Raw genomic sequence first — 26719 nt, 5'->3', positions numbered from 1 at the left:
GCACCGGATTCCATGGCGGTTGGGACTGCATGCCGAAGCGGTGAAACCGTCGGTAGTGTCGCTGCGCGGTCTGTTCGCCTTGCTCGTCCCGTTTGCGCAGATGTGCGCGGTGGGCACGTTATGGGCGTATCTCGATCCGCTGGGGCAGGCGGCAGGTTTGACGGCCAGCAATGCGCAGACGCTGGTTTCTCTGGTGCTGCTGATGCAACTGGTTGGCGGTAGCTTTGCGTCGGCAGCGGTGCGCTGGTGGCGGGCCCCGACCACGCTGGCGATCGGTGTGTTGCTGTTCGTTGCGATTGGCCTGGCCATGCATGGCCTGCCGGTCGGACAGTTAGCCGCCTTTGCGGTGATTTGTGGCCTGTTCGGTTTTGGATGGCTATTCCTGATGCCGTTCCACGTGCGCCTCGCGTTCGACGTGGACCCGCTGGGCAGGGTGGCCTTGCTGGTGCCGGCGGCCCAGCTCCTGGGCAGCGCGTTCGGCCCGCTCACCGCGTCTTTCAGCGTCAACGGTGACCAGGTGACGCAGGTGCCTTTGGTGGCCAGCGGGTTTGCCGTGCTGGTGGGGCTGTCGCTGCTTGCGTTGCGCGTTCGCGTGCCGTCCGTCGCGCTGAGGTCTGGTGGGGCAAACCCGGAGTGATGGCTTCCGCACCAGCCATGGAAGGGTTGCGCAATCAGTGGCGCTGAGGCGCTATCTATCGTGCGTCATCCCCGCGAAAGCGCCTCCTGCCTTCGCAGGAAAGACGCGCCATGGGAGCCAGCCCCCTTTGAGGATGTGCCGCAGACACTTCGAGCAGCCATCTCTCAATAGAGCACGCGGCTGCGCAGCGTGCCGGGGATCGCGGCAAGCCGGTCTCTTAGCTGGGCGGACTGCTTTTCGTCGGCGGACACGTCGATCACCACATAACCCACTTCGCTGTCGGTTTGCAGGAACTGCGCATCGATGTTGATGTTGCCGGCCGAGAACAATTCATTGATGCGCGACAGCACACCTGGCACGTTGCGATGGATGTGCAGCAGGCGGCGGCTGCGCGGATGCTCGGGCAGCGAAACCTCGGGGAAGTTCACCGCCGACAGCGTGGAACCGTTGTCGCTGTAACGCACCAGCTTGCTTGCCACTTCGATGCCGATGTTGTCCTGCGCTTCCAGCGTGCTGCCACCGATGTGCGGGGTAAGGATCACGTTGTCCATGCCGACCAGCGGCGAGACGAAGGCGTCTTCGTTGCCCTTCGGCTCCACCGGGAACACATCCACGGCGGCACCGGACAGGTGGTCGCTGCGCAGCGATGCGGCCAATGCGTCGATGTCGACCACGGTGCCTCGCGAGGCATTGATGAGCACCGAACCCTTGCGCATGCGCGACAGTTCCCGCTCGCCGATCATCAGCTTCGTCGAAGGCGTTTCCGGCACGTGCAGCGTCACCACGTCGGCGCGCTCGAGCAGATCATCGAGGTCGGCGGCCGCGCGGGCGTTGCCCAGCGACAGCTTGGATTCGATGTCGTGGAAGATCACGCGCATGCCTAGGCTCTCGGCCAGCACGCCAACCTGGGTGCCGATGTGGCCGTAGCCCACGATGCCCAGCACCTTGTCGCGCGCCTCGAAACTGCCGCTCGCCGACTTGGTCCAGCCGCCGCGATGGCACAGCGCGTTCTTCTGCGGGATGCCGCGCAGCAGCATGATGGTTTCAGCGATAACCAATTCGGCCACGCTGCGGGTGTTGGAATAGGGCGCGTTGAACACCGGGACGCCTTGGAGGCGGGCGGCGGCCAGGTCCACCTGGTTGGTGCCGATGCAGAAGCAGCCGACGGCAATTAGCCGTTTAGCCTGCTGAAGCACGTCGTCGGAGAGGTGGGTGCGCGAGCGGATGCCCACGATATGGGCGTCGGCGATGCGTGCCTTCAACTGGGCTTCCGGCAACGCTTTCTCGTGGAATTCGATCTGGCTGTAGCCGGCGCGGTGGAAGCTTTCCACGGCGCTGCGGCTGACGCCTTCCAGCAGCAGCACCTTGATGTCTTGTTTCGGGAACGAAGTCTTCATGGCCATGGCAAGAGGATGAACCTCGCCACTATGCCAGACCTTGGGGCGGATTTGCGGCGTCGCAACACTGGACGTTGCGCTTCGGCGCTGGCAGGCTGGCGTTGATCCCAAGGACCTGTCCATGACCGACGCCCGTCTGGCCGAGCTGGCCGACCGCCTGCCCACGCTTCGCCTGCTTACCGACCCGGCCGACCTGGAGCATTACGGTCGTGATTGGACGCGTCGTTGGACGCCCAGACCGTTGGCCGTTGCCTTGCCAGCCTCGGTGGACGAAGTACAAGCCATCGTGCGGTGGGCCAATGCCTATGGCGTGGCCATTGTGCCTTCGGGTGGCCGTACAGGGCTGTCGGGCGGCGCCGTAGCGGCCAGTGGCGAGCTGGTGCTGAGCCTGGAGCGCATGAACCGCGTGATGGCATTTGACGCGGTGGATCGCACGCTCAGCGTGCAGGCAGGTGCAACCTTGCACGCGGTGCACGACGCCGCACGCGAACATGGGTTGCTCTATCCGGTGGATTTCGCGGCGCGCGGTTCCTGCTCCATCGGCGGCAACATCGCCACCAATGCCGGCGGCATCCGAGTGATCCGTTACGGCAATACGCGTGAATGGATCGCCGGGCTCACCGTGGTGGCCGGCAATGGCGAGCTGCTCCAGCTCAACCGCGGACTGATCAAGAACTCCAGCGGCTATGACGTGCGGCAGCTCATGATCGGTTCGGAAGGCACGCTCGGCGTGGTGGTCGAAGCAACCTTGCGGCTCACCGACCCGCCGCCGCCTTCGCAGGTCATGTTGCTGGCGTTGCCATCAATGGACGCATTGATGGCAGTGTTTGCCCTGTTTCGCTCGCGGCTTTCGTTGCAGGCCTTTGAGTTCTTTACGGATGTCGCGCTTAAGCATGTTTTGGTGCATGGCGCCCAGCGCGCGGTCGATGGTGATCATCCCTATTACGTCGTTACCGAGTTCGATGCAGACGAGGCGGCGCAGGATGCCGCGCTCGCGGCGTTCGAGCAGGGCATGGCGCGCGGCTGGATCATCGATGGTGTGATGGCGCAGAGCGAGGCGCAGGCGGCGGCGCTGTGGCAGCTGCGCGAAGGCATTACCGAAAGCCTGGCGCCGCATCGCCCCTACAAGAACGACATCTCGCTGCGCATCAGCGCGCTGCCGTTGTTCCTGCATGAAATCCAGGCGCTGCTGGGACGCGAGTACCCGCATTTCGACGTGGTGTGGTTCGGCCACATCGGCGATGGCAACCTGCACATCAATGTGCTGCGTCCCGACGGTCTCTCCGATGCGGATTTCATTTCCCAGTGCGAGCACGTCACCAAGCTGCTGGCCGATACGTTGCAGCGCCACGGCGGCAGCATCTCGGCCGAACACGGCATCGGCCTGGTGAAGCTCGCGTATCTCGGCAGTACGCGCAGCGAAGCCGAAATCGCACTGATGCGTGGCATCCGCCAGGTGTTCGATCCCAAGGGCATCCTCAATCCGGGCAAGCTGTTCACCTGAGCCTGCTCACCGCGACGCGTGCGAAGCCCGCAGTGTCTTGATGCGCTGCGCGGCCAGCGGAACCCGGGCATCGAGCTGGATCGCATGCTGGTAATGCGAGACCGCCTGCTCCGGTAGATCGGCCAGTTCGTCGATCATGCCGAGACGCAGCCATGCTTCGGCATCGTGCGGAAACAGCGCGACGTGCAGCTTGGCCACCGACAGTGCCAGCGGCACATTGCCGTCATCCATCAGCGTGCTTTCCCATGCCGACAGCTGAGGTTCGCCGAGGGTCAGGCCGCGGCGGTGGAAGTCCGCATAGATCTGTACGCTGTCATCGCCAGGATGCGCGGCCAGTGCGGTGGCGAAACGTTCCGGCGTTGCCGCCGGTTTGCCGGCATGCCTTGACGAAATGGAGAGCAACGCAGGCGGAACGCCGTTCCGCGCAGGCGACTGGTCGAGGAACTGACGGGCGGCGGTATCGGACTTCAACGTGGCGTCCAGGAACGCCAACGTGTATCGCGCCATCCAGCCGTAGCCCTCATGCACCTGCGCCAGCGTGACGCCGCGATGATCCGCCATGCTGCCAAGCCGCAGGTTGTCGCTGGCGAAATCATCGTGCGAAAGCGTATGCATGGTCACTTCGTAGACATCGGCCTGGTGCAGGCGCTGGACCAGGCTGTCGGGCAGCGCATCCTTGCCGGGAGCCATCGGGTCCTCGCGATCGGCGAAATAGAGCATCGGGACGGCGATACGTTCCGGCGTGACATATCCGGCCTGGCGCAATAGCGCGGGCTGGTAGCGCACGGAACCTTCCAGTTCAACCAGTGCGTGGATGCGGCTGTCGCGCGCGGCGGCGAACACGGCGGACACGCCGCCCCAGCTGTAGGACAGCAGTCCCAGGTGTGCCGTGTCTGCATTCGACAGCGTCTGCGCATAGCCGATGAGGAAGCCGATATCCGCGGCCTGCGCCTCGGTGTTCTCCAGGTTGTCCGCGTCGCGGCCGTCCGTCATGTAGCGCGTGCGCGCACCGAAGGAAGGGCTGGCGATCACCACGTAGCCGTGGCTGGCAAGGTACTCGCACAGGCGCTCGTTCTCCGCGGCTGCGGAGCTGTCACTGGCGGCATAGATGACGACCGGGAAGCGTTGCGCGGCCGGCGTTGCCTCGCGTCTTGCGCTGACCGTGGTCTGCACGGCCTGTGATAGCTGCCGCGGCGAGGCGCCAAGCAACGTGTATTCGCGCAGCAACGTGTTCGATGCAGCGACTGCAGAGGCGGGCGCATCGTCGAAATGATCGGCGCGGTGGGCCAGCTGCAGATAGTCGTCATAGACCATTGCCGTGCCATCGGCCTTGGCCGGATACCAGGTCAGGGTCTGGATGGGACGGCCCTGGGGCGTGGCGCCCGCATCGCCATAGCTGCGCGATGTGTCGTACTGCTCGACGACGCGAAAGCCCACGGGCCAAGGGCCATCGGCAGGTGCAAAAGGCAACGTATCGTCGGCGTGGGCAACGCCGGCCACCAGGCAGCACAGCACACAAAGCCAACGACGCATGAGATCCCTTCGCGGTTGCCGGACTACCGCCAGTGTATCGGCCGGATACCCGCAAGGATGGCGCTAAGGTGGATCTAAGATCCTGCGTTCATGCTGCGGTGAATCTGCCATCCATGAGCCGCGATCATGTCCTTCGCCCTGCGCCGCCTCTTGAGCCTCGCCCTGTTTGCCTGTCTTGCGCCCTGCGTGGGCGCCTCGCCAGCGCCCAGTGACTATCGCGTGACGGCGCACCTCGCGCTGGGTGGCGAGGGAGGCTGGGATTACCTCAGCTTCGATGCGGCCCGTCGCCATCTGTTCGTGAGCCGGGGTGATCGCGTCGAGGTCGTGGACGTGGACCGGGGCAAGCGCATCGCCACCATACCCGGCACGCAGGGCGTGCACGGCATCGCGCTGGATGAAGCGTTGCATCGTGGATACACCAGTAACGGCCAGGATGCGTCAGTGACGGTGTTCGACCTCGATTCGCTGAAGGTGCTCGACACCCTTCACGGCACTGGCGAGAAGCCGGATGCGATCGTCTACGATCCCGCTTCGACGCATGTGCTTACCTTCAACGGCAAAGGTCATTCGTTCAGCGTCCTGGATACGCAGAGCAACGCTGTCGTGGCCACGGTGCCGTTGCCCGGCAAGCCGGAATTCGCGGTTAGCGATGGTGCGGGTTCGGTCTACGTCAATCTGGAGGACACGGCGAAGCTGGCGAAGATCGACGTGCACACCAACGCGGTCGTGGCGACGTGGTCGCTGGGCTCGTGCGAATCGCCCAGTGGCCTGGCGATCGACGAGAAGCATCATCGGCTGTTCTCGGTCTGCGACAACCGGCTGATGGCGATCACCGATGCGACGAGCGGCAAGCAGGTTGCCAGCGTGCCCATCGGCGAAGGTCCGGACGCTGTCGTGTTCGATGAGGGTGCGTCGATGGTGTTCAGCTCCAATGGCGAGAGCGGCGACATCACGGCGGTACAGCAGGAGGATGCGGACCACTACCGCGTCGAGGCGACCATCGCCACCCAGCCGAGCGCACGTACGCTGGCGCTGGACCCGAAACTGCATCGCCTGTATCTCTCTGCCGCGCAGTGGGGCGCCGCGACGGCACCGGGCAAGCGGCCCTCCGTGGTGCCCGGAAGTTTCACGGTGCTTACGGTGGGTAGGCCCTGAACCTGAGGCCGTCCGCTCAGGCATCGTGCTAGCCTTTGCGGTCGTCCCCCTTTGGTTCTGGAGTCCGAGCATGTCACAGCCACGCACGCTGTATCCCGAGATCGAGCCTTACGATAGCGGCATGCTCCAGGTGTCGGACCTGCACACGCTGTACTACGAGCAGAGCGGCAATCCGCACGGCAAGCCCGTGGTGTTCCTGCACGGCGGTCCTGGCGGCGGCACCAACCCGAAGTGCCGTCGGTTCTTCGATCCGGCGGTCTATCGCATCGTGCTGTTCGACCAGCGCGGTTGCGGCAAATCCACGCCGCACGCGGAGCTGAAAGACAACACCACCTGGCATCTCGTCAACGACATCGAACGTGTCCGCACGCACCTGGGCATCGATCGCTGGCAAGTGTTCGGTGGCTCGTGGGGCTCGACGCTGGCGCTTGCGTATGCGCAGACGCATCCGGAGCAGGTCACCGAGCTGGTGCTGCGCGGCATCTTCATGCTGCGCCGCTGGGAACTGGAATGGTTCTACCAGAACGGTTGCGATGCGTTGTATCCGGATGCGTGGGAGCCGTACCTGCACGCCATTCCGGAAGCAGAGCGCGGCGACCTGATAAGCGCCTATTACCGTCGCCTCACCAGCAGCGACGCGCAGGTACGCGTGAACGCGGCGCGTGCGTGGTCGGTGTGGGAAGGCGCCACCAGCTACCTGTGGCAGGATCCCGGCCATATCGAGTCCAGCGGCGAGGACGAATTCGCGCTCGCGTTCGCGCGCATCGAATGCCATTACTTCGTGCACGGCGGTTTCTTCGAGCACGATGACCAGCTGCTGCGCAACGTGGAGCGCATCCGCCATATCCCCGCCGTGATCGTGCAGGGGCGCTACGACGTGGTGTGTCCGATGCGCAGTGCGTGGGACTTGCACCGCGCATGGCCCGAGGCGGATCTGCGCATCGTGCAGGATGCCGGCCACTCGGCGTTCGAGCCGGGCAATATTTCGGAGCTGGTGCAGGCCACCGATCGATTTCGCGGCTGATCTTGCGTCACGCGTCGGCGGCGGTTGCACGCGCGAGCACGTGCACGCCGACACCGATGCGTTTCGCATGCCGCTTGGCGCGCGCGGCCAGCTTGGTGATCGGCTGGGCGCGCAGGGGCAGCGGTGGTGACAATGCCACGGCACCCATCACCACGGTGGTGAACGGATAGAACTGCGGGGCGCCGCGCCGATCCTGGCCGCGCAGGCCGCCACGGGCGATGTCGGCGGGATCGAACAAGTGCGGCGATCGCAGGTTGAACGCAGCCACGGCGCGTTCGCAACGCGCTTCCCAGTCCGGGCTCTGGAACAGCACGATGAAATCGTCGCCGCCGATATGGCCGACGAAATCGAGCGCCGGATCCACGTGCTCGCTGAGCAGGCTCGACAGCAGGCGGATCATCTCGTCGCCGCGCGCATAGCCATAGTGGTCGTTGAACGGCTTGAAGTCGGTCAGATCCACATGCACGACGGCAAAGCGCTCACAGCCGCCGAGCAGGCGCTCCAGATGTTCCGTGGTGGGAATGTTGCCGGGCAGGAAGGTGAGCGGATTGGCGTGCCGAGCGGCATCGATGCGCAACTCGCTCACGCGGCGCACCAGGGCTTCGCCGGTGCCCAATCCGCGGTAGCGTCCGCCACTGGTGACGATGAAACCGTCGGCAAGGTAGCGCTGGTCCTCGCCTCGCAGCACGTCAGCAAGGCTTTCGAGGCTGCGCTGTTCGTCGCATACCAGGGGCGCGGCATTCATCAGCGCCGTGCACGATTTGCGCGCCAGCAGTTCGCGTGCAAACGGCTGGGCCATGCGTTCGTTGGCAAGGCGCCGGTTGATCAGCCCGATCGGATGGCCGTCGTTCACCACCGCCACAGCGTGCAGTTCGGGATGATCGACGAACAGCGCCATCACCTCCTCGTTGGTCTGGCGCGAATGCACGGCGGGCGCCTCCATCAGCAGATGGCCGACCTGTGTGGGTCGCTGCGTCACCGGGCCGCGCGGGCGAGGCAAGACGGGCACCGACGGCGTGCGAAGCAACTGCTTGGCTTCCGCGCTGGCCTCCGATACTACGCCCGGCGCGGGGCGACCGATCAGGAAACCCTGCGCAAACGGGACGCCCAGGTCGCGCAGCACGCGCAGGTCGGCAAGGTCTTCCACGCCTTCGCCTACCAGGTCGGTGCCCAGTGTTTCTGCCACCTGGCAAAGCGAACGCACGATCGCCAGTCGCCCCGCGCTGCGCGAGATGCCGTGGATGAGATAACGATCGATCTTCACCACGTCGGGATGGATCTCGTTCCACATCTCGAAATTCGAGTGGCCGTTGCCGAAATCGTCCAGCGCGATGCGCACGCCATGCGCGCGCAGATAACCCAATGCATGGGCCAGGCGGGCGGGATCTTCCACCACGTCACGTTCGGTGACCTCGATGGTGACGCGTGCCGGGTCCAGGCCGCTGGCAGTGAGTGCAAACAACACCTCGTCAGGCCGCATGGCATCCTGCAGGATGGCGTGCGCGCTGAGGTTCACCAATAGTCGCCCGCTGTCCATCTGCGCGGCAAACGCATGACAGATGGTACGCGCCGCGTGCAGCTCCACATCGGCCAGTCGGCCTTCCATGCGCGCCAGGTCCAGCAAGTCGAGGATGGTGATGTCTGCCGGCATGAACGCGCACCGGCTCAACCCCTCATGGGCCACGACCTCCAGCGTGTCGACGCGCACGACCGGCTGGAAGACCGGCAACAGGCTTCCGGCGGCGAGTGCGCGCTCAAGCATGGCTTTGCGGGAATGATCGTGGACGAGGATGGCGGACATGCTTTGCGTGTGATCAGGCGGCCTTGGCCGCCCGAGGCTCGGGCATCAGTGCGGGCGAAGGCCGGGCGTCCTGCGCAGGCCTGGAAAGATCGTCGGTGGCGGACGGAAGACGAAAGAAATCCACCTGGCGCATCAGCGCCCTGGCATCGAGGGTCAGTGCGCGGCCGGTGACATTGATGTCATCCACCAGGCCGGCATTGGCCTGGGTGAGCGCGTCCATGTCCGTCATGGTGCGATTGACCTCGCCGATGCGGCCCACCTGTACCTGGCCGGCATCGGAGATGTGCGAAACCAGCGTCGACACGCGATTCATGCTCTGCACGATGCCTTCAAACGCGGCGCCCGAGCGGGCCACGCGTTCGCGCGCCAGTTCCACGGCATCGGAGCTGCGCGTGATGAGCCGGCGAATATCCTGGCCTGCTTCCACGCAGCGCTTTGCCAGTTGGCGAACCTCGCCGGCGACGACCGCGAAACCGCGCCCGCGCTCGCCCGCGTGCGCCGCCTCGATGGCGGCATTGAGCGAGAGCAGGTTGGTCTGGAAGGCAATGCTGTCGACGAGGTCGACGATATCGGCAATGCCGCGGCTGGCCTGCTGTATCGCCTCCATGGAATCGAGCGCCTCGCTGGCGACGTGGTGCCCTTGTTCCACATGATGGAGCGCATCGCGCGATGCACCGGCGGCGCCCTGGGCGTGGCAGGCGCCATCGTTCGCCGACGATGACATCTGCGCCATGGAAGCGGTGGTCTGCTCAAGGCCGGCTGCCTGCATCTGCGTGCGCTGGCTCAGCGCATCGTTGTCATGGGCCAGTCGGCGCGCGCGATCATCCACCGAGGCGGCGCTAGCGCGCACCTGCAGCAGCACGCGCGTGAGCTGCCCGTCCATGGCGGCGAGCGACTGGAGCAGCTTGCCAAGTTCGTCGTTGGAGCCGGCATCGATGGGCTCGCCCAGCGAACCGCTCGCGATGCGCTCAGCCACCTGCGTTGCCAGGCGCAGGCGACGCATCAGCGAGCGCATCAACGCGGCATCCAGCAGGATGGTGATGAGCAGGGCGGCCGCCAGCAGCACCGCCAGCACGATGAGGCCCTGGCGGTCGGCCTGCCGTTGTGTCTGCACCTGCAAGTTGCCCTTGGCCAGCGCGGACTGGAACAGATTGGCGAAGTCGCTCTGCAGTGGCTCGTACGCGGGCTGTACTTCCGTGCTCAACTTGAGCGCGCCGATGTCGAATTGGCCTGCATCGAGCAGGGTGAGCGTCTCGTCGATGGTGCGGTCCGCTTCGGTGCGATGCACAGCGGTGAGCTTGAGCGTCTGCGCCTGCTCCTGCGCCAGTTCGCTGGCAAGCAAGGCCTTCCAATGACGATCGGCATCGACACGATCGGCGTGGATGCGGGTGCGCGCGTCGTCCACCGCGGAGGGCAGTTGCGAAAGCACCGCATGGACAAGCGCCTGCAGGCTGCTGTTGTAGTTGTTCTGCACGCGCCCCACGTCGGCCACCGGGCTGAGCGAGCCCTGTACGACACCCTGGATACGCGTATCGGCGCGATGCAGTTGCAGCGCTCCGGCGGCGCCCATCACGGCAAGCAAACCCAGGATCGATACCAGGCGCAGCAGCAGGCGCTGGCGCAGGGTCAGCTCGGGGATCCACTTCGATACGTTCAACATGGCGAGTCTTGGTGAGGGAACTGCAAGGGCTGTCGGCTCACCGCGCCGCAACTTTAGCGGAAAATATAAAAATAATGTATTAAATCAAATTGTTATGCTTATTTTGAGCATGCATTGAAGCGCGGAAAGCATGCCATTCGAAGATGTCGGATCGATGACTTTCGTGCTGCACATCTCACTGTGTCGGCCAACAAAAAGGCCTCGCATCGGGCGAGGCCTCCGGCTGTTGCGGGGTTTGTTGAATCAGTTCGCCGGCAGCTGCTTGGTGCCGAAGATCTTGTCGCCGGCATCGCCCAGGCCCGGCAGGATGTAGCCGTGCTCATTGAGATGATCGTCGATCGCCGCCGTATAGATTTCCACGTCCGGATGCGCGGCCTCGATGCGCTTGAGGCCTTCGGGCGCCGCCACCAGGAACAAGCCCTTGATGCGCTTGCAGCCGGCCGCCTTCAACATGTCCACCGTGGCCACCAATGTACCGGCGGTGGCGAGCATGGGGTCGACGATGATCGCGATGCGCTCGTCCATGCGTCCGGTGAGCTTTTCGTAGTAGGCGATGGGCTTGAGCGTTTCCTCGTCACGTTGCAGGCCCACCACGCTCACCTTTGCTGCGGGAATCATGTCGAGCACGCCGGGCAGCATGCCGAGTCCGGCGCGCAGGATCGGCACGATGGTGACCTTCTTGCCCTTGATCTGGTGCACCGTGAGCGGACCGGCCCAGCCATCGATGGACTTCTCGATCGTCTCCAGGTCCTTGGTGGCCTCGTAGGTGAGTAGCGAGGCGACCTCGGAGGCCAGTTCGCGGAATTCCTTGGTGCTGATGCCGGCACGGCGCATCAGGCCGAGCTTGTGCTGGATGAGCGGGTGACGGACTTCGATGATCTTCATGGGGAAACCTGGCATGGATAGCTGACGCGATTGTCGCCCAGCGGTGCCCGAGGCACAAAAGCGCCAACGGGTTGCCTTCAACTGGGTCCGCCGGATTCGGCAACAAGCCCGCGGGTGAGACGGATAGACGGCCATCGTGCAATGGCCGCGTTCCTGCAAGGAGCCTTCGTGCAGAAAAAAGGTGCCGGGATTGCCGGCACCTTGAGGCCAACGCTGGCGGGCAATCAGTGCCCGGCCGGGGCGGCGTCGCTCTTGAGGCAGGTGCTCATGAATTGCTTGCGCGCATCACCCTTGAGGCTCTTGGCCTGAGGATCGGCGTTGCAGGACTTCATCTTTTCCTGCTGGGTCATCTTCGCGGGCGCCGGGCTTTCGCCCTTCAGGCAGCTGCTCATGAACGCCTTGCGCTCATCACCGGTCTTGCCCGTCGCCTGCTTGTTGCAGTCGGTCATGCGTTGCTGTTGGGAGTTCTTGGCGGGTGCAGTGCTGGCGTCCTGGGGGCCGGCGAAGGCGGCGGACGCAGCAAAAGCCAGCGCGAGGCTGGCCACCATCAGGCTCAAACGCGAGGACATGCGGTTACCCTCCTGGAGGACCGGCAAGCGCCGGCGGCGCAAGTCTATGCCCGGCGGCCGCTCGCGGGGGAGGGCACGTCCGGTTTGCCGGGCATGCTGTTCAGCTAGACGTGCGCGCGATGTTCTCCATGGATGGCCGTGACGATCCACCGGCATGGGCTATCCGCCCGCAGAGCGCACAAACGAAAGGCCACGCCCGTTGCGGGACGTGGCCTTTGGATTTTCCGTAATGCAGGCGCTTGGCGACCTGCATTGAAAAGATCAGGCCGCTTCGGCCTTGAGCTTGCGCGGACCGTTGAGCAAGGCCTGGCGCACGTGCGACACCACGAGATCCACCTCGTCGCTGCTCACCAGGAAATGTGGCGTGAAGCGCAGCGAATTGGTACCGCCGTGGATGACGCCCACGCCGCGCTCGCGCATGTATTCCTCGATGGAGTTGGCGCCGTAGCACTTGAACTCCGGCGCGAGTTCGCAGGAGAACAGCAGGCCCGTGCCCTGCACCTTGGTGATCAGGCCGCCGAGTTCGTTCTTCAGCGCGTTGAGCTTGTCGACGAATTCCTTGCCGCGCTCGCGGATGTTGGCGCGCACTTCATCGGTGAGTTCGCCCAGCGTGGCCAGCGCCACATCCAGCGCGCGCGGGTTCGCCGTCATGGTGTTGCCGTAGATGCCCTTGCGATAGAGATCGGCCACGCGCTCGCTGACGGCGAGCACGGAAAGCGGATACTGGCCCGCGTTGAGCGCCTTGGAGAAGGTTTCCATATCCGGCGGCGCGAGCTTCTCGAAGCCAGGGTAGTCGGTCATCGAAAGCACGCCATGCGCACGCAGGCCTGCCTGGATGGAATCCACCATCAGCAGCGTGCCGTGCGCTTCGGTGAGTGCGCGCGCCTTCTGGTAGAACTCCGGCGTCACTGCGCGGCCCGGATCGCCTTCGCCCATCACCGGCTCCAGGAACATCGCCTCGATGAACCAGCCGTTCTTGTCCGCGTCAGCGAACACGGCTTCGAGCTGCGCGATGTCGTAGGGCTGTACGACCAGCAGCGTGTCTTCGTTGCGATAGCTCGCCAGATGCTGCAGATAGGTCTTGCGCGTCGAATCGGAATACAGCGCGGGGCGATCGGTGCGGCCGTGGAAAGCACCCTTTACCGCGACGCGCTTGATGAGGCGACCCGCATGGCGTGCGCCGGCATCAGTCATCAGCTTGGCGTTGACGTCGGCGATGCGGCAGGCAAGGCCCACCGCTTCGGAGCCGGAATTGAGGCACAGGTAGCGCGTATATGGGTTGCTGCCGCGATGACGCCCCAGTTCGCTGTTGAGCGCCTGCGTGAAGCGCATCTGCGAAACGCTGGGCGTCATCACGTTGGCCATCACCTGCCCACGCGCGAGCGCAGCGTCGATCGCCGGATGGTTATGGCCAAAGCCGAGCATGCCGTAGCCACCGTTGTCGTGGATCACGGCACCCTTGAAGCTCACCACCCAGGGGCCGCGCGCCGCGGCGGGCAGGTACGGATTGATGGCGTCGTCCGGATAGAAATTGACAAAGCCTTCCAGCGCCTTCGCCATCTGTTCGGCTTCGTCCAGCTTGAGGAAGTCACCCAGTTCGTCGCGCAGTTCGCGATGGCGCGCGACGGCTTCGCTGATCGCCTGAGCCAGTTCGGGGTGGCGTGCGGCAAGGCGCTCGATGGCAGCGTCATCGAGGCCGGTGGTCTGCGGTGCGCCGCCGAATTCGCGCAGTTCGCGCAGCTGATCAATCACGCCCATGGATTCCTCCTTCAGGGTCGGCTCGCGTGCCTCCCAGTGGCAGCGTGCCGACGTGTCAACGAAATGCAGGTGGAAACGCGGATATGGCTTGCGTTTCCCTGGCCTGTGGCGGCCGTGTCGCACTGCGATCCATCGCGGATGTGGCAGTGCAACGACCCACCGAGCATAGCGCGGGGCTTTCGCCGCCGGTACCCCGGGTGACGCTTGTCACCTGCGCTGGCTGACGCTGGCGACTCCCCGCAAACCCTTGGCACGCCTAGCATCGTGGCCAAAGAGGAGGAGCCATGGAACAACCTGTCGCAACGGTCGCCAGCTTGGCTGGCGCAGTCAAACGTTACGGCGCTTTAACGGCGCTGGATGGTCTGGATCTCATGTTGCACCGCGGCGAATTGCTCGCCCTGCTGGGGCCCAACGGCGCTGGCAAGAGCACCGCGATCAACCTGTTGCTCGGGCTGATACGGGCCGACGCCGGACGCGTGACCTTGTTCGGCAGGGATCCGCAGGACATCGGCGCACGCCGGCGCATCGGCGTGATGCTGCAGTCGGCCATGCTGCCCGGCACGCTCAGCGTGGCGGAGTTGCTGCGCCTGACCATGAGCTACTACCCCGCGCCACGCACTCTCGCCGAAACCGCGCAAATGGCCGGCGTTTCGGACTTGCTCACGCGTCGCTACGCGGCATTGTCCGGCGGCCAGCAACGCCGGGTGCAATTTGCGATGGCGCTGTGCGGACGCCCCGAGCTGTTGTTCCTCGACGAACCCACCGTGGGCATGGATATCGATGCGCGCCGCAAGCTGTGGGCGGCCATTCGCCAACTGGTAGCCGAAGGTTGCGCCGTGGTGCTCACCACGCACTACCTGGAAGAAGCCGAGGCGCTGGCGCAACGCGTGGTGGTGCTCGCCAAGGGCCGCGTGCTCAGCGATGGCAGCGTGCATGCCCTGCGTGCACGCGTGGCACAGTCGCGCATCCGTTGCATCAGCGACCTGGACGCAACGGCGATCACCGCGTGGCCGCACGTCGTTTCCGCCACGCGGGAAGATGGGCGCCTGGAAGTGCGCACCGAGGCGGCCGAATCCGTCGTGCGCCGTCTGCTCGATGCCGATCCGGCACTGAGTGAGCTGGAAGTGCTGCGTGCCGGCCTCGCCGAAGCATTCACTGAAATCACCCGCGATGCATCGCCCGAGCAGGAGGCTGCGTGATGGAAGCCGTTCAATCAATCGTGATGTCCGACGCGTCAGGCCGCATGCCGGCGCGGCGCGTGGTCGGTGCCTACCTGGCGGAGATGCGCAGTGAGTGTGTGCGCTACCTGCGCGCACCGGGCTTCATGCTGCCGGTGCTGTTGTTTCCCACCATGTTCTATCTCCTGTTCGGCATCGTGATGAACCGTGCGAACGGGCCTGACGCACTACGTTTCCTGTTGGCGAGCTACGGCGTGTTCGGTGTGATGAGTCCGGGCCTGTTTGGCTTCGGCGTATCGCTGGCGGCCGAGCGCGACAACGGCCTGCTTACCCTCAAGCGAGCGCTGCCAATGCCACCCGGTGCCTATCTCCTCGGCAAGATGCTGATGGCGATGCTGGCCGCGGGCGTGGTTATCGTGCTGCTGCTCGCCATCGCACTCGGGCTTGGGCACGTGCCGCTGGGCGCAGGCCAGGCCTTCCTGCTGCTGCTCACGGGCATGCTTGGCGTGTTGCCGTTCTGCGCGCTGGGCATGTTCGTCGGCACGCTGGTCAAGGGGCAGGGCGCGCCGGGCGTACTCAACCTGATCTACCTGCCGATGTCCTTCCTGTCCGGCCTGTGGGTGCCTCTTTCCATGCTGCCGGGCGCGCTGCAGAAGCTGGCGCCGCTGTGGCCAAGCAGCCACCTGCATGCCGTTGCCCTGCGGGCAGTCGGATTGAGCCAGGACCCGATCGGTGCGCACCTGCTGGTGCTGACGGCCTTCGGCGTGCTGTTTGCCATGTTGGCGGCACGACGCCTGCGTCGCGTGGGTTGAAGTACGATGCGCAGCGGATCGATGCCTGGGGAGGTGAATGCAGTGCGCAACTATCTACGTGCCTGGTTCACGCCCGCACCCGATTCGCTGGTGGCTCACAGCATCCGCAAGGGAAAATCACCCTGGGTCGATGCGGTGCACCTGCTGTGGTCGGTCTGGGTGTTCCTCACGCCGGTGTTCGACCAGTTTACGTTGCGCTGGCTGGTGCTCACCCTCATCAGCTATCCGATTTTCCTGCTGGTGTATTCGCGCTGCTGCTTTGCGCCGCGACGCATCGTGTATCGCTACAGCCTGGTACTGGTGGCCATGGCCTACCTGCTCATGCCCTGGTACCCGAGCGGCCTGACCTATTTCATGTACGGCTGCGTGATGCTGTGCAACCGGCGCTTGAGCCTACGAGCGTACATGGCGATCATCGCCGCGCTGAATGCGGTGGTCATGGTGGAGGCAACGCTGTTGCATTACCCGTGGCAGGCCGTCGTCTGGATGCCGCTGTGCAGCTTCATCATCGGCCTGGCGGTGAACGCCGAGCGCATGAGCGAGGAGAAAGAAATCGAGCTGCGCCTCTCGCACGAGGAGGTGCGTCGGCTGGCGGCCACTGCCGAGCGTGAGCGCATCGGCCGCGACCTGCACGATCTGCTTGGCCACACGCTCTCGCTGATCACCCTGAAGCTTGAGCTTTCGCGCAAGCTGTTTGATCGCGATAGCGAGGCAGCTCGCCGCGAATTGGAAGAAGCCGAACGTGTCGCGCGGCACGCGCTGGCCGAAGTGCGTGCCGCCGTCACCGGCATCCGCGCCACCGATCTGGCGGCGGAGCTGGCCTCGGCCAAGCTGCTGCTCGAATCGTCCGACGTCACACTCGACTACGGCAGCTTGCCCACCTCGCTGCCCGCCGAGCTCGAACGCAGCCTGGCGCTGGTGCTGCGCGAGGCGGTCACCAACATCGCGCGGCACGCGCGGGCCAACCGTGCGCTGGTGGCGATCGAGGTTAAAGGCGACACGCTGCAGCTGCGCGTGGACGACAACGGCCGCGGCGGCATCGGCGTGCACGGCAATGGCTTGTGCGGCATGCAGGAACGCGTGCGTGCGCTTGGCGGCCAGCTTCAGGTGGATTCACCGCTGGGGCAGGGCACACGGTTGTGCATCAGCGTGCCGCTTCGCCAACGAAGCCGCATGTTCGACCTGCCGGGCGAGTCGACCAGCCCGGCGGCGCCGTGGGTGGACAAGGAGCGTCACGCCACATGACGCGCGCACGATGTGACGCGATCGCGTCCATTCATCATCACGCACGCCTCGATGCCTTGCGTGCGGTTTCAACCATGTCAAGGAACGCTGCATGATCCGTGTGTTGCTGGCCGAAGATCAGGCCATGGTGCGAGGCGCGCTGTCCGCCTTGCTCAATCTCGAATCGGATATCGAAGTGCTGGGTTCGGCCGCTGACGGCGAAGCGGCCTGGCGCGAGCTGCAGCGGCTCAAACCCGACGTGCTGGTCACCGACATCGAAATGCCCGGGTTGACCGGCCTGGAGCTCGCGCAGCGCATCCAGCGGCACGAATTGCCGATGAAGGTCATCATCGTCACCACCTTCGCGCGCCCTGGCTTCCTGCGCCGCGCGCTCGATGCCGGTGTTTCCGGTTACCTGCTGAAGGATGCGCCGGCGGAGAATCTGGCTGAGGCCTTGCGCATGGTCCATCGCGGTGGCCGTGCCATCGATCCGCAGCTGGCGCTTGAAGCGTGGTCGGAAGCCGATCCACTCAACGATCGCGAACGCCAGGTATTGCGCCTCGCCGGCGAAGGGCAATCGGCGAGCGACATCGCCAGCCAGCTCAACCTCTCGCATGGCACGGTTCGAAACTACCTGTCAGAGGCCATCGGCAAGCTGGGTGCCACCAATCGCATCGAGGCCTATCGCCTCGCCCGCCAGAAAGGCTGGCTGTAAGCGCGCGTACTTCAGGCGCCATGACGAAGCCGTCCGCGAACGCCCCCTTGATGTCGACGATGCCCCGATGGATGCACTGGCTGGCCTGGTTGCTCACGGCCGGCCTCATCGCCGGTTGCACCCACCGGCCCGTGCCGCTGGCCAACGATGCCTACGTGTGGCAGCGCCAGTGGACTCCCGCGGTCACGCGCTCGGTGCAGGACAATGGCGGCTCCGTTCGTGCGTGGCGTGTGCTGGCCGGCGAGATGGACGGGCAGGGCCAGTGGCGCGTCTTTCTGCCTGACTGGCGCACGCTGGCGACCAGCGGCAAGCCCGTCGTGGCAGTCGTGCGCATCGAGGGACAGCTACAGCAATGGAATGAAGCCACCCTGCTTGCCGACGTGCAGGCCGTGCTGGCGCTGTGGCGCACGCGGGGCCTGACGTTCGCCGGCGTGGAGATCGACCACGATTGCGCCACCTCGCGGCTTCCCGCGTATGCGCATTTCCTGGGTGCGCTGCGGCCGACGTTGCGATCCGGCGAGCAGCTTTCAATCACCGCGCTGCCAACCTGGCTGCAGAGCACGGAGCTTGATGCGGTGCTGGTGCAGGCAGATGAAGCGGTGCTGCAGGTGCATGCCGTGCAGTCGCCGCGGGCGGGGCTGTTCAATCCCGCGAGCGCGCTCGATTGGTTGGCGGCGTTCGCGCAGCACACCCGCAAGCCCTGGCGCGTGGCCTTGCCGGCCTACGGCACGCGCGTGAGCTGGGACGAGCAGGGACGGGTGGTCACCATCGAAAGCGAACGGCCCACCCTGGTGGGCGCGCAAGCCTCCAGCGAACTCTTCGCCGACCCGCGCGCCTTGCAGCGTTTCGTGGCGACGCTGGAGGCGAAGACACCGCAGGGCCTGGCCGGTATCGTGTGGTTTCGCCTTCCGACCGCAGATGATGCGCGTGCCTGGAGCGCCGCGAGCTGGCGGGCCGTGCTCGACCGCACACCGCTGACCATGTCGCTGGCGGCAATGGCCACCTCCACGGACGATCCCCTTCGCTACGACGTGCAGTTGGTGAACGAGGGCGATGCCGACGTTCCGCTTCCCGCACTGGTGCACATCGATGGCGCATGTGCTGCGGCGGACGGCATCAACGGCTACGCCCTGCAGCGAGGCGAACACGGCGTCTATCTGCAGCGCCTGCGCGTCGGCGTGCTTCGCGCAGGCCGCCAGCTGACGGTGGGTTGGCTGCGCTGCGACAACGCGCCTGCGTTGCGCGTGGAATCCTGACGCCGTTGCCTGCGTGTCCTGCGTGGGCTTTGGGTCATACTTGCCTGGCGTGGGCGCGGAGCGCCCTTTTTCAGGTGAAACCATGTTCAAGCGCCCATGGATTGTCGCTGCATTGGCGACCGCATTCGCCGGAGCCGTCGCATGGGCTTGCGGACCGATGTTCCCCAACCAGTTGCTGGACCACCGCGACGCCACGCTCAAGGCGGTACCGCAGAACAGCTTTGCGTTCGAAGCGATGCATCTGCTTCCTGCGACGGACGCTCTCGCGACCGATCGATCGTCACCCCGTGACGACGTAGCGGTCGCGACGGGTGAAGATGCCGCGGCAGCCGCACTGGGCGTCACCGCGGCTCAACTGGCGCGCATCAACACGCTGAAAGCGCTGGATGACAGCGATGCCGCCTACGCGCAGGGCGGCGACCTGCCGGAGGATCTGCGCGCCTATACGGCGGGCGCGGTGGACATGGCCAAGGATCAGCAGGACAAGGCGGCCGCGCGTTTCGAACAGGTGCTGGCGATGCCCGCGGAGCAGGCGAAACTACGCTCGGTGTGGGCGGCGTACATGCTGGGTGTCGTTCATGCGGCACGCGTCCATGCATCGACTTCCGATGCCGACGCGTTCCAGCGCGAACGTGGCGCCGCCGCCAAGGCGTTCCAACTGGCGCGCGCACGCGCGGTGGAAGGTGCCTCCGACACGCAGGGCCTCGCCATTGCCAGCTTCGGCGAAGAGGCGAGGCTTTATCTATACGGTCATGGCAAGCAATGTAGCTGGCGTGACCTCTATGCGGTGGCGACCGATGATGCCGGTGACGGCGACAGCGATAGTCACAACCTCGGTTTTGACGGAACCTGTGGCGACGGCATTGCGTCCGCCGACTTCAAGCGCACCATCACATTGTATGCCGCCCAGGCCGGGCATCAGTCCGACAGTGGTGTCCAGTCGCTGGTCGCGATCGCCGACTTCGTCATGCGTCACCCGACGCGAGTCGATGAGCTGATTGACAGCCCGGTGCCGCAGCGCCTGCTGGTGGCCTACGCACTCGCCCGCATCGATGGCGCCTCCAGCGACAGCGCAGCGGGAACCACGACTCGCAAGGTCGATGCCCGCCTGACGGCCTTGGTGCAGGCCATCGTGAAGCGCGGCACGGACCAGGTGGCCGGTGCGGATCGTCTTGCCTCGCTTGCCTATGAGGTGGGTGATTACGCGCTTGCCGCCCAGTTGGCCGGCAAATCCTCCGGGCCGCTGGCCGAGTGGGTGCGCGCGAAGATTGCCCTGCAGAAGGGTGATCTCGCGGCGGCCCATGCGGCTTACGCGGCGGCGGCGAAAGCCTTTCCCAAGGAGGGCGACGCCCAGGCTGCCATCGAACCCTCCAACGTGCACCTGATCACCGGCGAGCAGGGCGTGCTGGCGCTGGCGCGCGGCGAGTACGTCGAGGCCATGGGTCATCTCTACGATGCCGCGCTCGCCGTGGGCGGTGACGGCAACGATGACGATGAAGACGACGCGGGCATCGGCTACGGCAATGACGCGTTCTACGTGGCCGAGCGCGTGCTGACCGTCGACGAACTGAAGCACTTCGTGGACATGCGCTCTCCCGCGTCGCCGGTTCCGGCGAAGGCCAACGAAGTGGACGGCTACGGCCGCGTGCAGTTTCCGCTGGCCGACGACCTGCGCTGGCTGCTCGCGCGCCGCCTGATGCGTACGGGCCGTTACGAGGAGGCGCAGGTCTATTTCCCGGCGGATGACGATCCGCGGGTGGCCATCGCCGACGAGGACGGCAAGTCACGGCCCGCCAACCTGCGTAGCAAGGCCAGTACCTATGCCAAGGCGCTGCATGAAAGCGAGCACGCCTGGACCGACATCGGCAAGGCGCAGGCCCTGTATGCCGCAGCGAGCATCGCGCGCGAAGACGGCATGGAAATCCTGGGGTTCGAGCAGAACCCGGATTTCCGCGACAACGGCGGCAGCTTCCAGGGCGGCAGCGGCCAGGACCGCGAGTCGATGAAGCAGGCCTTTGTCACCGAGGGCGAGCGCCAGCGCTACTCAGACAGCGAAGCAAAGCCATACAACCGCTTCCACTATCGCTATGTCGCCACCGAGGAGGCTGGTCGCGCCGCCGACCTTCTGCCGCCGCGCTCGCAGGCCTTCGCTGCAGTGCTGTGCAAGGCAGCCGGCTGGATGCTGGAAGGTCCGCCCGACTACGAGGATCACTACCAGTACTACGGCGACCCCGCGCCCAGCCAGCCGTCCGAACGCATGCGCCGCGCCACGGCGATCTACCAGCGCTACGTGAAACAAGGCCCTTACGTCGAATGGGCGGAGGACTTCGGTCGCCATTGCCAGGCGCCTGATTTCGATCGAGCCCGGGCACTCAAGCGCTCACAGCAGGTCGCCCGGCTCAAGCACGCCGTGCACCGCTATTTTCACTATGGGTTGGGTGCTTTCGTGCTGGTCCTGGCCGGGTTGGCCACGGGGCTCGTATATCGGCGCCGCCGTCCCCGCAATGGTGCGGGCGACAAGGGTTGATGACCGGAGAAGGCTCCGGATCGGCGTCGGGTTAACCGGCCTGGCTGCGCGCTTTGCGCGATAATGGCGCATTCGACGCCAGTATCTCCGCCGTGAAGAAGACCGATTTCGACTTTGAACTCCCGCCCGAACTGATCGCCCAGGCGCCGTTGGCCGAGCGTTCGGCCAGCCGTCTGCTGCTGCTCGACGTGGACGCGCAGGCGCGCCAGGACCGCATGTTCCGCGAACTGCCGGAGTTTCTGCGCGCGGGCGATCTGCTGGTGTTCAACGACACGCGCGTGCTGCCTGCTCGCCTTTATGGTCGCAAGGACACGGGTGGCCAGGTGGAAATCCTGATCGAGCGTGTGACCGGCACGCACGAAGCCACGGTGCAGTTGGGTGTCAGCAAGAAGCCCAAGGAAGGCGGGCGCATCGAACTGGCAGACGGAAGCCACGCAGTGGTGCTGGGTCGCGAGGGGGCATTCTTTCAGCTTCGCTTCGAGTCGACCGATCCGCTGGAACGGCTGCTGTTGCGCCTGGGCGAAATGCCGTTGCCGCCGTACATCACACGCCATGCCGACCAGAGCGACATGGAGCGCTACCAGACGGTGTTTGCGCGCGAGCCTGGCGCGGTGGCCGCCCCGACGGCAGGCCTGCATTTTGACGAAGCGATGCTCGCCACGTTGCGAGAGCGCGGCGTGCAGTTCGGCTATGTCACCTTGCACGTGGGCGCCGGCACGTTCCAGCCGATACGCGCCGATGACATCAAGGATCACCAGATGCATCGCGAATGGCTCAACGTCGGAGCCAGCCTGGTGGAGCAGATTCGCCGCACGCGCGCGGCCGGCGGCCGGGTGATCGCGGTGGGCACCACGGTGGTGCGCGCGCTGGAAAGTGCCGTGCGCGATGGCGAACTGCAACCGTTTGCCGGCGAGACGCAGATTTTCATCTTCCCGGGCTACAAGTTCAGCAGCATCGACGGCCTGCTGACCAACTTCCATTTGCCGCAATCGACGCTGTTGATGCTGGTTTCCGCCCTCGCGGGCAAGGATTTCATGCTGGCGTCGTACCAGCACGCGGTGGAGCAGAAGTATCGGTTCTTCTCGTATGGCGATGCGATGCTGATTCTGCCGCGAAGCTGATGCCCTTGCCCGTCATTCCTGCGCAGGCCGGAATCCAGGAGCCGTGTCGTACAGTGGTCGCGTACGCCCCCGGTGAAAGTTCTGAGCGACCACCAGGCCTGCCGCAGCTGGATTCCGGCCTGCACCGGAGTGACGCCAAAAAGCGCCAAAAGCGGAAACCGGCGATAATGTGAAAATGACTTCCCTGACTTTCGAACTCCAGGCCACCGACGGCGCGGCCCGTCGCGGCCGCCTCACGTTTGACCGCGGCACGGTGGAAACGCCGGCCTTCATGCCGGTAGGCACCTATGGCTCGGTGAAGGCGATGACCCCGCGGGACGTCCGCGAGATCGGCGCCGAAATCATCCTGGGCAATACCTTCCACCTGTTCCTTCGCCCTGGCCTCGAAGTGGTCGAGCAGTTCGGCGGCCTGCACAAGTTCATCGGCTGGGACAAGCCGATCCTCACCGACTCAGGCGGCTTCCAGGTGTTCTCGCTGGCACACAAGCGAAAGATCACGGAAGAGGGCGTGGCGTTCGCATCGCCCGTCGACGGCTCGAAGGTGTTCCTGTCGCCGGAAGAGTCGATGCGCATCCAGAAGGTGCTCGACTCGGATATCGCGATGATCTTTGACGAGTGCACGCCGTACCCGGCCACCGAGAAGGTCGCCTCCACATCGATGGAGCTGAGCCTGCGCTGGGCCGAGCGTTCGCGCCGTGCGTTCGACGACTTGAAGAATCCCAATGCGCTGTTCGGCATCGTGCAGGGCAGCGTGTACGAAAACCTGCGTCGCCGTTCGGCGGAAGGCCTGATCAATATCGGTTTCGACGGCTATGCCGTGGGTGGCCTTGCCGTGGGCGAGCCGGAGGCCGAGCGCAACCACGCGCTGGACTTCACCGTGCCGCTACTGCCGCAGGACAAGCCGCGCTACCTGATGGGCGTGGGCCGCCCCGAGGACATCGTGGAAGCCGTGCGCCGCGGCATCGACATGTTCGACTGCGTGATGCCCACCCGCAATGCGCGCAACGGCTTCCTGTTCACCGACGAAGGCACGCTGCGCATCCGCAACGCGAAGTACGCATTGGATACCCGCGTGATCGAGGAAGGCTGCGATTGCTATGCCTGCAGCAACGGCTTCAGCCGCGCCTACCTGCGCCACCTGGATCGCTGCAACGAGATCCTGGGCAGCCAGTTGGCCACCATGCACAACCTGCGGCACTACCAGCGCCTGATGGCTGGGCTGCGCGCGGCGATTGCTGCCGGGCAGCTGGATGCTTTCGTGACGGAGTTCTACGCGAAGCGGCAAGGCGGCGTGGCGGCCTGAGGCTACATTCTCCCCCTGCAAGCCTGAGGCTACATTCTCCCCTGCAAGCCTGAGGCTACATTCTCCCTCCCCTGCAAGCAGGGGAGGGTTGGGGAGGGGTAAAGCACGCTGGCGAAGCGCTTGACCCCCTCCCAACCTCCCCCTGCTTGGCAGGGGGAGGAGTACATGGCCTCCGGAACCTTTCGTCCGGTTAACGGGTCGAGTCCCTTGCAATTGGCGTGTCCCGCCGCCAGAACTGGTCGCGGGGCGGCCTTGTGGCGCATGCAGGGCCCAGGGGCGCGTGGCATAATCCACGGTTCTTTTATCAGGTGTTGGCAGAATTTCCTGCCGGCACCGCCACTTGCGAGACAAGCTGATGACTTTTCCGACGTCCTTCGTGATCGCCCAGGCCGCTCCGGCCGCCGGCGCACCGAACCCGATCATGACGTTCCTGCCGCTGATCCTGCTGTTCGTGGTCTTCTATTTCCTGATGATCCGTCCGCAGATGAAGCGCCAGAAGGAGCACCGCAACATGGTCTCCGCGCTGTCCAAGGGCGACGAAGTGGTCACCAACGGCGGCATCGCCGGCAAGGTGGAAGAAGTGGGTGAGAGCTTCATCACGGTCGAGATCGCGCCGAACGTGAAGATCAAGCTCCAGAAGGGCGCCGTGCAGCAGGTGCTGCCCAAGGGCACGCTGAAGTCGTCCTGACGACGGCTTGCCGGAGCGGAGGGGCTCCGGCTTCAACGACGCATTGCTCGCCGCGGCCTGCCTCCTGCCGCGGCTTTTGACGGATTCAAGGCATGAGTGATTTTCCACGCTGGAAATATGCGCTGGTCGCCATCGTATTGGTGTTCGGCATTGTCTATGCGCTGCCCAATGTGTTCCTGCCGGTGCCTGCCGTGCAGATCACGGCGAACCGCAATGGCACGGTCGATCAGGCGCTCGAACAGAAGGTGTCCGATGCCCTGAAGAAGGCGAACGTCGCCAGCACGGGCATCGAGATCAAGGGCGACCATCTGCTCGCCAGCTTCGCCAATGCCGACGTGCAAAAGAGCGCCGCCGATGCGATCAAGGGCGTGCTGGGCGACGACTACACGGTCGCTTTCAACCTCAAGTCCACCGTGCCGAACTGGCTCACCGCGATCGGCGCCAAGTCGATGCCGCTGGGCCTGGACCTGCAAGGCGGCGTGCACTTCCTCATGCAGGTCGATCAGAACGACGTGATCGACAAGCAGGAAACGCGCTATGCGGACGACATCCGCAGCCTGCTGCGCGAGAAGAACATCCGCTACGACTCGGTGACGCGTGCCAGCCAGCGCGGCCAGGGCGTGCTGGTGGTGCTGAAGTCCAATGAGGACCGCGCAGCGGCCGCGACCATCATCGCCACCGACTATCCCGACCTCACCGTGCAGGACGGCAACGCCACCGGCGACCGTTATCCGCTCAATGCCACGGTGCGTCCGGACAAGCTGCGCGAACTCTCGCTCAACACCATCCGCCAGAACCTGGGCACGCTGCGTAACCGCATCAATGCGCTGGGCGTGTCCGAGCCGATCATCCAGCAGCAGGGCGACAGCCGCATCGTCGTCGAGCTGGCCGGCGTGCAGGACACGGCAGAAGCCAAGAAGCTGATTGGCGCCACCGCCACGCTGGAATACCGCGCGGGCTACGGCACGCCGCAGCAGGCCATCGATGCCCAGCGCTCCGGCATCGTTCCGCCCGACGCGCGCCTGTACAAGGGGCGCGAAGGACAGCCATATCTGCTCAGCAAGAACATCATCGTCACCGGCGACCAGCTGGTGGATGCCTCGTCCACCTTCGACCAGCAGAGCGGTTCGCCGGCAGTGTCGGTGACGCTCAATTCGGCCGGTGCGAAGAAGATGCTGGACTTCACCACGGGCAGCGTCGGCAAGCCGATGGGCGTGGTGTACGTCGAGCGCGTGGTCGAGACCAAGATCGTCGACGGCAAGGAAGTGCGCACGCCCAAGATCACCGAGGAGGTGATCAACTACGCCACCATCAACGGCGTATTCGGCAAGAACTTCCAGACGACCGGCCTGCGCAGCCCGAAGGAAGCCTCCGAGCTGGCGCTGCTGCTGAAGGGCGGCTCGCTGGCCGCGCCGATCGACATCGTCGAGGAGCGCGTGATCGGTCCCAGCCTCGGCCAGGACAACATCGAGAAGGGCCTGCGCGCGGTGATGATCGGCCTCGCGCTGGTGCTGCTGGCCGCCGCGCTCTACTACAAGCTGTTCGGCCTCGTCGCCGACGTGGCGCTGTTCTTCAACCTGGTGATCCTGGTGGCGGTGATGTCGGCCGTGGGCGTCACGCTCACCATGCCGGGCATCGCCGGTATCGTGCTGACACTGGGTATGGCCATCGACGCGAACGTGCTCATCTGCGAACGCGTGCGTGAGGAACTGCGCAATGGTTCGTCGCCGCTGGCGGCCATCCGCGCCGGTTACGACAAGGCCTGGGCGACCATTCTCGACGCCAACGTGACCCACCTGATCGCCGCGCTGGCGCTGACCACGATGGGCTCGGGCCCGATCAAGGGCTTCGGCATCACGCTGCTGATCGGTATTTTGACCTCGATGTTCACTTCGGTCACCGTGACGCATGCGATCACTGCGCTGATCCACGGTCATCGCAAGCTCAAGACCTTGTCGGTCTGAGCTAGAGA

20 protein-coding genes and 1 pseudogene are annotated in these 26719 nt (G+C 65.1%); 14 read left to right on the top strand and 7 right to left on the bottom strand.

Annotated features, from left to right (window positions below):
* Positions 1–637: pseudogene (locus tag VFG49_RS12240) on the top strand (hypothetical protein); the annotation flags it as partial.
* Positions 638–801: 164 nt separating this feature from the next.
* Here the strand turns inward: VFG49_RS12240 and serA are convergent.
* Positions 802–2034: a phosphoglycerate dehydrogenase gene (gene serA / locus VFG49_RS12235; protein ID WP_324860869.1), complete on the bottom strand. Its 1233-nt coding sequence runs from the start codon at positions 2032–2034 to the stop codon at positions 802–804.
* Positions 2035–2155: 121 nt separating this feature from the next.
* Between serA and VFG49_RS12230 the strand changes: the two genes are divergently transcribed.
* Positions 2156–3538, top strand: a complete 1383-nt coding sequence (locus tag VFG49_RS12230; protein WP_324860863.1) for an FAD-binding oxidoreductase — start codon at positions 2156–2158, stop codon at positions 3536–3538.
* Between the two features lie 6 nt (positions 3539–3544).
* Here VFG49_RS12230 and VFG49_RS12225 read toward each other — a convergent pair whose 3' ends face one another.
* Complete coding sequence (locus VFG49_RS12225; RefSeq protein ID WP_324860861.1) at positions 3545–5071, bottom strand: dienelactone hydrolase family protein; 1527 nt, start codon at positions 5069–5071, stop codon at positions 3545–3547.
* A gap of 126 nt (positions 5072–5197) precedes the next feature.
* Between VFG49_RS12225 and VFG49_RS12220 the strand changes: the two genes are divergently transcribed.
* Together VFG49_RS12220 and pip are read left to right on the top strand one after the other, a co-directional pair.
* Positions 5198–6226, top strand: a complete 1029-nt coding sequence (locus VFG49_RS12220; protein WP_324860859.1) for a YncE family protein — start codon at positions 5198–5200, stop codon at positions 6224–6226.
* A gap of 70 nt (positions 6227–6296) precedes the next feature.
* Positions 6297–7250, top strand: coding sequence for a prolyl aminopeptidase (pip, locus tag VFG49_RS12215; protein ID WP_324860857.1), 954 nt, complete (start codon positions 6297–6299; stop codon positions 7248–7250).
* Positions 7251–7257: 7 nt separating this feature from the next.
* Here pip and VFG49_RS12210 read toward each other — a convergent pair whose 3' ends face one another.
* From VFG49_RS12210 to VFG49_RS12190, 5 genes are all read right to left on the bottom strand, one after another.
* A complete protein-coding gene (locus VFG49_RS12210) occupies positions 7258–9051 on the bottom strand; it encodes an EAL domain-containing protein (RefSeq protein WP_324860855.1) in 1794 nt (597 codons plus the stop codon).
* A 13-nt stretch (positions 9052–9064) separates the two neighbouring features.
* Positions 9065–10711: a methyl-accepting chemotaxis protein gene (locus VFG49_RS12205; protein ID WP_324860853.1), complete on the bottom strand. Its 1647-nt coding sequence runs from the start codon at positions 10709–10711 to the stop codon at positions 9065–9067.
* A gap of 243 nt (positions 10712–10954) precedes the next feature.
* The gene (gene upp, locus VFG49_RS12200) at positions 10955–11596 is read right to left on the bottom strand and encodes a uracil phosphoribosyltransferase (RefSeq protein WP_324860851.1); all 642 of its coding nucleotides are present in this window, start codon (positions 11594–11596) and stop codon (positions 10955–10957) included.
* 224 nt (positions 11597–11820) lie between these two features.
* Positions 11821–12165: a PsiF family protein gene (locus VFG49_RS12195; RefSeq protein ID WP_343215350.1), complete on the bottom strand. Its 345-nt coding sequence runs from the start codon at positions 12163–12165 to the stop codon at positions 11821–11823.
* A 261-nt stretch (positions 12166–12426) separates the two neighbouring features.
* Positions 12427–13923, bottom strand: coding sequence for an aminotransferase class III-fold pyridoxal phosphate-dependent enzyme (locus VFG49_RS12190; protein WP_324860849.1), 1497 nt, complete (start codon positions 13921–13923; stop codon positions 12427–12429).
* 284 nt (positions 13924–14207) lie between these two features.
* Between VFG49_RS12190 and VFG49_RS12185 the strand changes: the two genes are divergently transcribed.
* The 10 genes from VFG49_RS12185 (at position 14208) to secD (ending at position 26711) form a co-directional block, all read left to right on the top strand.
* Positions 14208–15122 carry an ABC transporter ATP-binding protein gene (locus VFG49_RS12185; RefSeq protein ID WP_324860847.1) on the top strand — a complete coding sequence of 305 codons (915 nt, stop codon included), beginning with the start codon at positions 14208–14210 and terminating at the stop codon, positions 15120–15122.
* Positions 15122–15913, top strand: a complete 792-nt coding sequence (locus VFG49_RS12180) for an ABC transporter permease (protein WP_324860845.1) — start codon at positions 15122–15124, stop codon at positions 15911–15913. Before VFG49_RS12185 ends, VFG49_RS12180 begins: the two co-directional genes overlap by 1 nt.
* 21 nt (positions 15914–15934) lie before the next feature.
* The gene (locus tag VFG49_RS12175) at positions 15935–17158 is read left to right on the top strand and encodes a sensor histidine kinase (RefSeq protein ID WP_414649124.1); all 1224 of its coding nucleotides are present in this window, start codon (positions 15935–15937) and stop codon (positions 17156–17158) included.
* Between the two features lie 91 nt (positions 17159–17249).
* Positions 17250–17852: a response regulator transcription factor gene (locus VFG49_RS12170; protein WP_324860841.1), complete on the top strand. Its 603-nt coding sequence runs from the start codon at positions 17250–17252 to the stop codon at positions 17850–17852.
* A gap of 50 nt (positions 17853–17902) precedes the next feature.
* Complete coding sequence (locus VFG49_RS12165) at positions 17903–19108, top strand: DUF3142 domain-containing protein (RefSeq protein ID WP_324860839.1); 1206 nt, start codon at positions 17903–17905, stop codon at positions 19106–19108.
* 82 nt (positions 19109–19190) lie between these two features.
* The gene (locus tag VFG49_RS12160) at positions 19191–21635 is read left to right on the top strand and encodes a hypothetical protein (protein ID WP_324860837.1); all 2445 of its coding nucleotides are present in this window, start codon (positions 19191–19193) and stop codon (positions 21633–21635) included.
* A 92-nt stretch (positions 21636–21727) separates the two neighbouring features.
* Positions 21728–22756, top strand: a complete 1029-nt coding sequence (gene queA / locus VFG49_RS12155; protein ID WP_324860835.1) for a tRNA preQ1(34) S-adenosylmethionine ribosyltransferase-isomerase QueA — start codon at positions 21728–21730, stop codon at positions 22754–22756.
* Positions 22757–22931: 175 nt separating this feature from the next.
* Positions 22932–24059: a tRNA guanosine(34) transglycosylase Tgt gene (gene tgt, locus VFG49_RS12150; protein WP_324860833.1), complete on the top strand. Its 1128-nt coding sequence runs from the start codon at positions 22932–22934 to the stop codon at positions 24057–24059.
* 355 nt (positions 24060–24414) lie between these two features.
* Positions 24415–24747 carry a preprotein translocase subunit YajC gene (gene yajC, locus VFG49_RS12145; protein WP_414649122.1) on the top strand — a complete coding sequence of 111 codons (333 nt, stop codon included), beginning with the start codon at positions 24415–24417 and terminating at the stop codon, positions 24745–24747.
* 92 nt (positions 24748–24839) lie between these two features.
* Complete coding sequence (gene secD, locus VFG49_RS12140) at positions 24840–26711, top strand: protein translocase subunit SecD (RefSeq protein ID WP_324860831.1); 1872 nt, start codon at positions 24840–24842, stop codon at positions 26709–26711.
* Positions 26712–26719 lie beyond the last annotated feature (8 nt).

It is taken from the genome of Dyella sp. (assembly GCF_035685885.1).
GTDB lineage: Bacteria > Pseudomonadota > Gammaproteobacteria > Xanthomonadales > Rhodanobacteraceae > Dyella.
The sequence above is the reverse complement of the archived record's forward strand: the minus strand, read 5'-3'. Positions and strand labels throughout refer to the sequence as shown.

Coding starts and splice junctions, on each gene's coding strand:
- VFG49_RS12175 (WP_414649124.1), top strand. CDS start 15,935: ATGCCTGGGGAGGTGAATGCAGTGCGCAACTATCTACGTGCCTGGTTC.
- VFG49_RS12160 (WP_324860837.1), top strand. CDS start 19,191: ATGTTCAAGCGCCCATGGATTGTCGCTGCATTGGCGACCGCATTCGCC.
- tgt (WP_324860833.1), top strand. CDS start 22,932: ATGACTTCCCTGACTTTCGAACTCCAGGCCACCGACGGCGCGGCCCGT.
- pip (WP_324860857.1), top strand. CDS start 6,297: ATGTCACAGCCACGCACGCTGTATCCCGAGATCGAGCCTTACGATAGC.
- secD (WP_324860831.1), top strand. CDS start 24,840: ATGAGTGATTTTCCACGCTGGAAATATGCGCTGGTCGCCATCGTATTG.
- yajC (WP_414649122.1), top strand. CDS start 24,415: ATGACTTTTCCGACGTCCTTCGTGATCGCCCAGGCCGCTCCGGCCGCC.
- VFG49_RS12210 (WP_324860855.1), bottom strand. CDS start 9,051: ATGTCCGCCATCCTCGTCCACGATCATTCCCGCAAAGCCATGCTTGAG.
- VFG49_RS12185 (WP_324860847.1), top strand. CDS start 14,208: ATGGAACAACCTGTCGCAACGGTCGCCAGCTTGGCTGGCGCAGTCAAA.
- VFG49_RS12165 (WP_324860839.1), top strand. CDS start 17,903: ATGTCGACGATGCCCCGATGGATGCACTGGCTGGCCTGGTTGCTCACG.
- VFG49_RS12190 (WP_324860849.1), bottom strand. CDS start 13,923: ATGGGCGTGATTGATCAGCTGCGCGAACTGCGCGAATTCGGCGGCGCA.
- VFG49_RS12170 (WP_324860841.1), top strand. CDS start 17,250: ATGATCCGTGTGTTGCTGGCCGAAGATCAGGCCATGGTGCGAGGCGCG.
- VFG49_RS12195 (WP_343215350.1), bottom strand. CDS start 12,165: ATGTCCTCGCGTTTGAGCCTGATGGTGGCCAGCCTCGCGCTGGCTTTT.
- VFG49_RS12180 (WP_324860845.1), top strand. CDS start 15,122: ATGGAAGCCGTTCAATCAATCGTGATGTCCGACGCGTCAGGCCGCATG.
- VFG49_RS12225 (WP_324860861.1), bottom strand. CDS start 5,071: ATGCGTCGTTGGCTTTGTGTGCTGTGCTGCCTGGTGGCCGGCGTTGCC.
- upp (WP_324860851.1), bottom strand. CDS start 11,596: ATGAAGATCATCGAAGTCCGTCACCCGCTCATCCAGCACAAGCTCGGC.
- VFG49_RS12230 (WP_324860863.1), top strand. CDS start 2,156: ATGACCGACGCCCGTCTGGCCGAGCTGGCCGACCGCCTGCCCACGCTT.
- VFG49_RS12205 (WP_324860853.1), bottom strand. CDS start 10,711: ATGTTGAACGTATCGAAGTGGATCCCCGAGCTGACCCTGCGCCAGCGC.
- serA (WP_324860869.1), bottom strand. CDS start 2,034: ATGAAGACTTCGTTCCCGAAACAAGACATCAAGGTGCTGCTGCTGGAA.
- VFG49_RS12220 (WP_324860859.1), top strand. CDS start 5,198: ATGTCCTTCGCCCTGCGCCGCCTCTTGAGCCTCGCCCTGTTTGCCTGT.